The sequence below is a fragment of the Lactococcus fujiensis JCM 16395 genome, from assembly GCF_002441655.1.
Classification (GTDB): domain Bacteria; phylum Bacillota; class Bacilli; order Lactobacillales; family Streptococcaceae; genus Lactococcus; species Lactococcus fujiensis.
Genome location: NZ_JXJU01000028.1, coordinates 1 through 5810, shown reverse-complemented (window position 1 = coordinate 5810; position 5810 = coordinate 1). Strand labels below are relative to the sequence as shown.

Here is a 5810-nt window from a genome sequence, read left to right as displayed (position 1 = left end):
AGATTTAAAACTTTGCAACAGAACCTTATATGATATAATAAACAATGGCGCACCTTACCAATGCAGAAATGCCTTAGGGAGGGGGTGAGATAATGCTTCTGCAAATCTTCGTATCAGTAGTCGCTCCTACTGTGGTTGGAGTAATCCTTGAGCTGGTCAAGGATTGGTTAAAATACCGACATAAGCGCCATTAGTCCACATTCACTCAGTTTCGCAGAACTGAGTGTTTTTTGTATAAAAAAACCGAGGAATTCGCAGTTCCTCGGTTTACCTTGTGAGATACCACTCCCACAAATCTTCGTTAACTAAATTATATCATTTCAATATTCTTTGTCAATAGATTTATTTTTTTGCGATCTTCATAAATCTTCTTTTTTGAGTAGCAATACTTATACCAGTTTTCCGCTCAATCATCTTATAAGTCATTCCTTGCTGCTTTAGCTCATAGGCAAATTGAATTTGTTCTTCGGTAAATTTTTGCGGGCGGCCTTCTTTAAAATTTGGATCATGGATTTTAGCAAAGTTTTTTCCTTCCTGAGTCCTGGTTACAATAAGGTCTCGTTCAAACTGCGCAAAAGCACTGAAGATGGTAAAAATAAGTTGACCAGTTGGTGTATTATCGATAAGTCCAATATTTAATATATGAACCTTAATTCCTCTATTAAATAACGATTGAACAATTTCTAAAACTTCTCTAGTGTTCCTGGCTAATCGGTCTAACTTTGTCACAATTAAAGTATCGCCATTTGCTAACTTTTTGAGTACTAGATTAAATTGTGGACGTTCAACTGTAGTTCCCGTAAATTTTTCTTGGAAAACTTCTTCTGCTCCCGCTTCTTTCAGAACTCCAATTTGAGATTCTAATTTCTGTTCAAAAGTACTAACACGTGCATACCCAATTTTCATATTTTGACCTCTATTAATAAACCTAAGTTGTGAGCCGTTCTTTCTCCTTTAATTATAACATACAAAAAAAGAGCTCACAACTGTTAAGTTATGAGCTCTTTGATTGAATATGCATCCATTTAGGAATCACATTGTTAAATTCATTGAGAAAAGGTAGTAATATACTTGACCAATATACTAAAAAATTAATGCTGTTCTTTTTTATCTTTTAATTTTTTATAACGTTGATTTACATCAACTTTGATGGTTCTGTTGCAAATTATATCGGAAATAGTAACCTACTGCAACAATAATTATATCTTTTTGAAAGTGTTTGCCTTTAAAATGGTTCATACTCCCTACCCTCACTACTTTTTCCTTATATTTATACGAAAATAGACCTGTAAAAAAATTCAATATAATTATTTTGAAATGAATTTGGTACCAATAACACTTTTGTGATATAATTGTCAATGTAAGTAATTATTATGCAATAATAATCATTTGATTTATTTAGGAGAAATTTAATATTTTATGAAAAGTCCAAACAAAGCCTTGCTCATCATGGGACTTGCTTGTGTATTCACAACGCCTTTGTTTGCAAGTCATTCTTTGGCAGACGAGATCACTCAATCATCTGCCACATTATCAGAAAATCTTGCAATAACAGAACAGTCTAATTCAAGTACAGAAACAACTGAAAGCTCAACAGCACCTGCAACAAGTACCACAACTGAAAGTACGGAAGTGCCTGCAACAAGTACAAGTGACACTTCTACAATTGACTTAGCTACGCTCAACGTGAAAGAAAACATCACAGTCGTTCAAAATACCACTTTTGAAAACAGTATTTTTTTCGTTTCTGCAACCGACAGCAGTGGGAAAGGACTTGTAGTAGATGATCTAAATATCACAGGAAATGTTGATACTACAAAAAATGGAACATACGAATTGAAAGTAACAAATGGTAGCCTTGAAAAGACAATCAAGGTTACAGTTGCAACAGATTTGACTTCGCTTAATCTAAAAAGTAGTGTTTCTGTCATGCAAAATTCAACTTTCAAAAATGATATGATTTTTGATTCTGCAACAGATAGTTTAGGGAATCAGCTCACTTTAGCTGACCTGAAAATTACTGGTACGGTCGATACTTCAAAGGCAGGCAATTACACTTTAACCGTTGCAAACGGAAGTATTACTAAGACAATAACAGTTACTGTTAAAGCGGATTTAACAACACTTAATGTTAAAAATGTTTCTCTAACACAAGGTTCAAGTTTTAACTACGCTTCTTTCTTCGTCTTTGCAACGGATAGCAACGGAAAAGCCCTCAAAGTAACAGACCTAAAAGTTACTGGTTCAGTTACGACTGGAAAAATTGGAACATACACGCTAACCGTTACAAATGGTAGCCTCGTTAAAAAAGTAACGGTTACAGTTACTGCAATTCCAATCAAAAAAGTAGCTGTTTATCGTATGTATAACTCAAATTCCTCTGAACATTTTTACACCAAAGATTACTACGAACGCTCTGTTTTAGTAAAACGTGGGTGGACTTGCGAGGGAACTGCTTGGTATGCTCCTGATCGTGGGAATGCGATTTATCGACTTTATTTAGGCACAGTAGGCGAACATTTCTACTCTACTAGCCTCTACGAAAAAAATGTTCTTGTTAGTCGTGGTTGGAAATACGAGGGAATTGCTTTTTATTCAGGTGGCGCAATTAAAACTTATCGTGCTTACAACTCTAGCATAAGAAAGCACAATTTCACAACGGACTCATACGAGCAAAAAGTTCTTACAACACAACGTGGTTGGAAAAACGAGGGCGTTGCTTGGTATGTTTATCAAGCAGGAGATAGCAATGGGGCTGAAAAGCCAAAAGTTACTAAAAAATCAGGTTGGTACTCTGTTGGTGGAACTCTCAAATACTTTAATTCAAGTACAAATTCATATACCAAACAGTTCTCAATGCCTTATTATTCTCAACGTGATCCACGTTGGGTAAATAAATATTATGCAGGCTATACTTTAGGTAACACAGGTTGTGGAATGGCTTCTATTGCAATGGTTGTCTCAGGATTTGGAAAAACAATCACACCAGTTCAAGCAGCCGATTATGCGCACACTTACGGTTCATTTGACCGTTATCCAGAAGTTGGTTCAGCTCAATCAGACTTAACAATGGTTGCAAGTCATTGGGGAATCAATTACAAAGTCATGAGTTCATCAAGTCAGCTTGCAAGCTATCTTAGTCAAGGTTATCCTGCAACAGTTTGTCTTGACTTAGGCAATGGGGTTCGTCATATCGTTGTCTTACGTGGTTATTCAGGTGGCTACACTACTGTAACTGATCCATGGAATGGGGTAATATTCAGCGGTCGTCATTCTGTATCTCAAGTTTGGAGTTTACTTTCTTGGAAAGCGGACAATAAAAACATGGGTGCTTCAGCAGCAGTTGTCTATATTCCAAAGTAGAAAACAGAAATATTGATAAAAAGGTTCTGGTGTAAGATTTCCCGATAAGTCTATTTTAGTGTAAAATGAATAAAAAAGATTGTGAGGCTAGGAGTAGGAACTATTTAAAAGGCAAATAATTTCAAAAAAAGTAAGTATTGTTGCCGTAGATTACTATCTCCGTTATAATTTTAACTATCGCGATGTTCAATTAATTCTTTATGAGTGAGGAGTACAGGCGAGTCACACCACTATTTACCGCTGGGTTTAAGAATAAATTAAAGTTCTATGCCTTTAGAACAAACTATCTCATAACTGAACAGTTATGAGCCTTTTTTTAACAATAACATTCGAAAACTATTCAATTGAATAAATTTTTTGTAAGCCAAATTTTTCTTTGATTTCTAGGAATGAATTGTCGGATATCATCTTTATTATAGCCAATTTGGAGATGACAATTATCGAAGATTATGGGGCTCTTAAGAATTTCAGAATGACGTAGAATAAAAGATGTCATCGTAGAAAATGACATAGTGTCATTTGAGGACCTGTTTTTTAATAATTCTTGTGTTTTATTTCCATCAATAATAATGTCATCGAAACCTCGTTCAGTTAGTGAAAGAATATGTGAAATATTTTTTTGAGATAAATCTTTGTATTTAATTTTTTTAAATTGCAAATGATGACTAGAAAGCCACAACTCACAATCTTTTACTGACTTGTTACTAAGGGTACCATAACATAAAAAAATAATTTTAAATTCTCCTAATTTTTATAGAGCCATTCTTGTATTAAGTGTTTTTTCGAAAAATAGAAAAAATTTGATAAAGAAAAGATAAGACTAATTAACAGGTTCAGAATGGTGGTGGATTATACTGTGTAATTCTCTAATTTCATTTATTTTTTAACTTATTATATCACCTTTTGTTGAATTGTGCTTCAGTATTATGATATGATGGAATAGAGAAGAATATTCAAATTATCAAGTGCACCTCTTATCAGGTGCTTTTATATTGTAAAATATAGTTAAGTCTATAATATTGACTAGTGATAGATTAAATGTTATTATTAGCAAGCGGGATGGAGCAGCTCGGTAGCTCGTCGGGCTCATAACCCGAAGGTCATAGGTTCAAATCCTATTCCCGCAATTCGCACAATAGGTTACGCGGAAATGAAGTGATATTTCCTTAATATTATTGAAGTAGAGGATCGTGATTGTACGATTTTTTATTTTATTCGTATTTTTAATATTTTTACTAAAATGTTACATCTTGTTTAAAATTAGAAAATGTGTTATTATTAGAGGGTAGATTTTGTAATGAGTTAACTGTTTTAAAGTTTCATCGATTCACTTTTCACAAAATAAGATTTACAATTTTGTAAAAAGGATGGCTATAAAAATGGCAAATGGAACAGTAAAATGGTTTAACGCAGAAAAAGGTTTTGGATTTATTACATCTGAAAATGGACAAGATGTGTTTGCACACTTCTCACAAATTCAATCAGATGGCTTTAAATCATTAGACGAAGGTCAAAAAGTGACTTTCGATGTAGAAGAAGGTCAACGTGGACCTCAAGCTACAAATATTCAAAAGGCTTAATTAGAAAAGAACCTGTTTGGGTTCTTTTTCTTTATATTAACTAGAATAGGAGGATATTATTAAAAAAATAGAAAGTACAAATACAATAAAAATTAATGGAATTTATTTCTCTTTAGATAACACTACAATGATGCTCACAAAACTAAATTCTAGCAAATAAAATATTACATCATTCAGTGAAATGGGTAAGGGAGAAAATATGTTTAAAGTTGGCGAAAAAATAATATTATCAGATGGAAGCGAAGCTTTAGTCGTTGTTTCAGATAAAAAGAAATATCAAAATATTATTATTGTTGAATTGGATAATCATGATGTCAGAGTCGTAGATAGGAAAACCTTATCTTTGACACCTTCTAATCCTCATAGTATGTTGAAAAACCATAGCAAGGTAAGGTAAGTAAAATGACAAATAATAATGATAATAAACTGTCAAAAGTTATTTACTTGAAGTCACAAAAAGTGCATTATCTATCTGAAAACAACAAGACATTATGTGATATTAACGTAAGTGACACCGCAAATGATAATAAACTGTGGGTTGACTCAGATTTAGAAGTTGACTGTTTAACTTGTATAAAAAAAGTGGGAAACTATTTAGAATATATTCCATTTGAGAAAGGTACGATTATTGAACTTTCTAGCGGAGATAAAGTAAAGGTTTTTCTTGACGATAAACGTAAATATAAAAATATTATTATTGTTGAATTTGAAAAGAAATTACGTGTCATTGATCGTGCAACTAAAAGCATGGCCTATACTAACCAAATCAAATAAAAAAAGATTCTGAGAAAAATTTCAGGGTCTTTTAATATTAACTGATAGATTGGTGGAATATATTACTGTGATGTTATCCTTAAATCTTAGAGT

7 protein-coding genes, 1 tRNA gene and 1 pseudogene are annotated in these 5810 nt (G+C 32.9%); 6 read left to right on the top strand and 3 right to left on the bottom strand.

Going from position 1 to position 5810, the window contains the following annotated elements; translation table 11 throughout:
- Positions 1–92: 92 nt before the first annotated feature.
- Complete coding sequence (locus RT41_RS10385) at positions 93–194, top strand: type I toxin-antitoxin system Fst family toxin (RefSeq protein WP_143467371.1); 102 nt, start codon at positions 93–95, stop codon at positions 192–194.
- Positions 195–342: 148 nt separating this feature from the next.
- On the opposite strand, the gene RT41_RS09820 is transcribed toward RT41_RS10385, so the two are convergent.
- Together RT41_RS09820 and RT41_RS10380 are read right to left on the bottom strand one after the other, a co-directional pair.
- On the bottom strand, positions 343–906 hold the full coding sequence (locus RT41_RS09820) for a recombinase family protein (RefSeq protein WP_058224297.1): 564 nt from the start codon (positions 904–906) through the stop codon (positions 343–345).
- A 255-nt stretch (positions 907–1161) separates the two neighbouring features.
- Positions 1162–1239: pseudogene (locus tag RT41_RS10380) on the bottom strand (IS6 family transposase); the annotation flags it as partial.
- Positions 1240–1419: 180 nt separating this feature from the next.
- On the opposite strand from RT41_RS10380, the gene RT41_RS09815 reads away from it, so the two are divergent.
- Positions 1420–3363 carry a bacterial Ig-like domain-containing protein gene (locus tag RT41_RS09815; protein WP_096819210.1) on the top strand — a complete coding sequence of 648 codons (1944 nt, stop codon included), beginning with the start codon at positions 1420–1422 and terminating at the stop codon, positions 3361–3363.
- Between the two features lie 340 nt (positions 3364–3703).
- Here RT41_RS09815 and RT41_RS10805 read toward each other — a convergent pair whose 3' ends face one another.
- The gene (locus RT41_RS10805) at positions 3704–4021 is read right to left on the bottom strand and encodes an ArsC/Spx/MgsR family protein (RefSeq protein WP_373279877.1); all 318 of its coding nucleotides are present in this window, start codon (positions 4019–4021) and stop codon (positions 3704–3706) included.
- Positions 4022–4416: 395 nt separating this feature from the next.
- On the opposite strand from RT41_RS10805, the gene RT41_RS09800 reads away from it, so the two are divergent.
- The 4 genes from RT41_RS09800 (at position 4417) to RT41_RS09785 (ending at position 5717) form a co-directional block, all read left to right on the top strand.
- A tRNA-Met gene (locus tag RT41_RS09800) sits at positions 4417–4490 on the top strand.
- A gap of 252 nt (positions 4491–4742) precedes the next feature.
- Entirely contained in the window at positions 4743–4943 is a 201-nt protein-coding gene (locus RT41_RS09795; RefSeq protein WP_054640028.1) for a cold-shock protein, read from the top strand.
- Between the two features lie 199 nt (positions 4944–5142).
- Complete coding sequence (locus RT41_RS09790) at positions 5143–5340, top strand: hypothetical protein (RefSeq protein ID WP_054640033.1); 198 nt, start codon at positions 5143–5145, stop codon at positions 5338–5340.
- Positions 5341–5345: 5 nt separating this feature from the next.
- Positions 5346–5717 (top strand): hypothetical protein, encoded by a 372-nt coding sequence (locus tag RT41_RS09785; protein WP_054640027.1) that lies wholly within the window; start codon positions 5346–5348, stop codon positions 5715–5717.
- Positions 5718–5810: the final 93 nt, after the last annotated feature.